General features: G+C 57.7%; 1 protein-coding gene and 2 pseudogenes. All 3 read right to left on the bottom strand.

What is annotated here, in order from left to right:
* Nucleotides 1-1,250: 1,250 nt before the first annotated feature.
* Nucleotides 1,251-1,481, bottom strand: a pseudogene (locus EO99_RS0125275) (magnesium chelatase domain-containing protein); the annotation flags it as partial.
* 183 nt (nucleotides 1,482-1,664) lie between these two features.
* Nucleotides 1,665-2,615 (bottom strand): glutathione synthase, encoded by a 951-nt coding sequence (gene gshB, locus EO99_RS0125270; protein WP_029621312.1) that lies wholly within the window; start codon nucleotides 2,613-2,615, stop codon nucleotides 1,665-1,667.
* A gap of 76 nt (nucleotides 2,616-2,691) precedes the next feature.
* Nucleotides 2,692-3,059 (bottom strand): annotated as a pseudogene (gene ugpC, locus EO99_RS0125265) (sn-glycerol-3-phosphate ABC transporter ATP-binding protein UgpC); the annotation flags it as partial.

The raw sequence follows: 3,059 nt of genomic DNA, 5'->3' as shown, positions 1-3,059 counted from the left end.
AATGGGGTCAATTTTGCACGCCGAAACACAGCAATGACATTCTGGGACTCAGACGCTCAAGCCCCGCACGCAGGCTCTCCAACGTCTTATTTCTGCTTGTGTGACGATTCGTTCTGATGAAGCTTTCATCCAGTGGATCAAGGATCGCAGACGACATATTTGACACCACCTGCTTCCAGGTTTTCTCATCTGGAGATGAACACGAGTCTCGGAAAGAGAGGTACACCTCGTGCTCCGGACTACTAGAGTTTGCCAATCCCTTGAATGCCACCCACTGAAAGCACTTCCGGATCGCTTTGAAGTAGTTGGTGGCAGAGTTGGCGTTCTCAAAGAGTACAGCCTGAACCCATGCATCAGCTAAGCGCTGACAGAATTTGCTCCCATAGTACGGGAGCAACGTGGTCAAGTGGTACTGTCGAGAGTGCCCGGGAACGGCAAAAACAAATTTCACCGGGCCATCTGCCTTTTGCGCCTCTCCCATTTCTCACCCTTTTAACCTGTGTTTTCATTTTAGAACGACTTAAGTCATTCACAAAACTCAATAAAATTCGCTAATTCCCGCACCAACCATTTACTTCCTGATTTAATCCGCATTTTTGATGTATTTATTCTCGATTTATTGCCGATTTATTTTGCTATTTCTCTTCCATATTTCGCGCAATTGCATTAAAAGACATATATACTGATTCTAACGGAGTATCAACGGCAAGCAACTCTGGCGCGTTGTCGGTCTTCTGTCGACCAATCAGCAGTGAATGAATAGGCTCGTGATGGGGGGGCAGATAACGCTAACGAGGCCTTCTCGTCATCCGGCTGCTCATTGACTCAAACACTGGCGACCACCAAGCCCGCTTCATTGACCAAGCTTTTGCTAATGCGTTGCCAAGAAAACCTTCGCCATGCCGTCTAATGCTGCAGCTCATTGAGTTCACAGAGCCTTTTTCAGAACGGCTGATGCAAAGAGCCGACGCTCTGCATACGAAAGCTGCCCACAAACGCCTTCGATTTGCTGGTCTAGCCACCCAGACCAGCTTCGGCCGCTCCACCTTTGTGGCGCAGTTGACAGAGACGCTCATCGCGGAGCTAATTTGAAGTGTTGGAGATCAAGGCCCGACTCGGGCACGGCCCGCTACGTCGTTCTGAGTGTGCCTCACCAGAACACAAACTAGTATCCAGCAACGGAAATCCTAAACGCGCAATGATATCAGAGCGCTGACCAATGGATACTAATTCGAATATGGCAGAGGCAATCCTTCTTTCGGGATGTCGGCCGGTGCGAGATTGACGGTCACCTTCTTCGGCGGCAGTGACAGCCCGGAGGCGTGGAGTGCCGCCTGCACCCGTTCGCGGCTTTCCGCCACCGCCTTGTCGGGAAGCCCGACGATCGGCATCAGCAGCTTGCCCGGCGAGATCATCACCTGAACTTCGACCGGAACGCCTTCTATGCCTTGGAATGCAACCGTAGAGACCCGCGCCACCATGCCATTGCCCCCAACCTCATGTCCGAGACGCAAGCGATACACGCTTTCCGCGCCAGCGATTGCAATCTGGCATGGAATAAGGAATAAAACAAGAACATCTGTCGAACAACTTCCCGCACCCGCTGCAGCTTGGTTGCAAGAGGTTGCACCGACAGAACAAAACGGCGCTGGAGACGGAACGGTCTAGCGGCGCTTCGCTTCAATCGCATCCCAGAGAAGGCTGGCGACGTCGGCGCCGCCGAACTTCTTGACCTCGCGGATGCCGGTCGGCGACGTCACGTTGATCTCCGTCATGTAGTCGCCGATGACGTCGATGCCGACGAAGATGAAGCCGCGCTCCCTGAGTGCGGGTCCGATGCGGGCGCAGATCTCGCGGTCGCGGCTCGTCAGCTCCACCGCCTCGGCGCGGCCGCCGACATGCATGTTGGAGCGGCTGTCGGTTTCGGCCGGCACGCGGTTTATGGCACCGACCGGTTCGCCATCGACGAGCAGGATGCGCTTGTCGCCCTTCCGGACAGCGGGAAGATAGGCCTGGGCGATATAGGGCTCGCCGCGATAGAGCTGTCCGAACATTTCCAGCAGCGACGTGAAGTTGCGGTCGTCCCGGGCGGAATGGAAGACGCCGGCGCCGCCGTTGCCGTAGAGCGGCTTGAGGATGATGTCGCCCATTTCCTGGCGGAAGCTGGCGATCTCCTTGGGGTCGCGGCTGATCAGGGTCGCCGGCATCAGATCGGCAAACTCGGTGACGAAGATCTTCTCCGGCGAATTGCGGACCCAGGCCGGGTCGTTGACCACCAGCGTCTTAGGATGGATGCGCTCCAGGAGATGCGTCGAGGTGGTGTAGCCCATGTCGAAGGGCGGATCCTGGCGCAGCTGGATGACGTCCATGGTGGAGAGATCGACCCGTTCCATCTCGCCCAGCGTGAAGTGCTCGCCCTTGACGTCGCGCACCTGCATCGGCTCGACGGTGGCAAAGATCCTGCCGTCGCGCATCGTCAGCCGGTCGGGCGTGTAGTGGAACAGCTCGTAGCCGCGCGCCTGCGCCTCCAGAGCCATGGCGAAAGTCGAATCTCCGGCGATGTTGATGCCGGAGACGTGGTCCATCTGGAACGCCACTTTGCGGATGTTAGCCATAGCCCTGCCCCTTCAGAAATGCCCGCCTGATGTAGGACGGCGCCGCGTCAAAGGCAACGGCCTCCAAGGCTACGGTTCACGCTGGCTCCATGCTGAGCTGCCGCACCAGCGGCACGTCGCCGGGAGCCAAAATCCGCGTGCCGGAGTCACGTGTGAAGAAATGCAGGCGCCGTGGATCGACCGCAAGCTTCATCTCGTCCTCAATGAGCACTTCCAGCGGCATGGCCGCCGTCAGGCTCTGGTCTCCGACATGCCCGTGGACGAGACGCTGCGCGCCCGTCTCCTCGACATAGTCGAGCCGGAACTGCATGAAATCCTCGTCAGGCCCGGCCACGCGGAGGTCTTCCGCGCGCACGCCGACTGTGACGGGACCCGAAGCGGGCGCGTATCCGCCCAGTCCGAGAACCGATGGTCCGATCGCCACGCGGTCTCCGTGCAGTTCAC

Origin of the sequence: Pseudorhizobium marinum (assembly GCF_000705355.1) — a bacterium.
In the GTDB taxonomy this organism is placed as follows: Bacteria; Pseudomonadota; Alphaproteobacteria; order Rhizobiales; family Rhizobiaceae; genus Neorhizobium; species Neorhizobium pelagicum.
The sequence above is the reverse complement of the archived record's forward strand: the minus strand, read 5'-3'. Positions and strand labels throughout refer to the sequence as shown.

Bases quoted from the DNA above. Each gene is read 5' to 3' on its own strand.
- gshB (WP_029621312.1), bottom strand. From the start codon at position 2,615: ATGGCTAACATCCGCAAAGTGGCGTTCCAGATGGACCACGTCTCCGGC.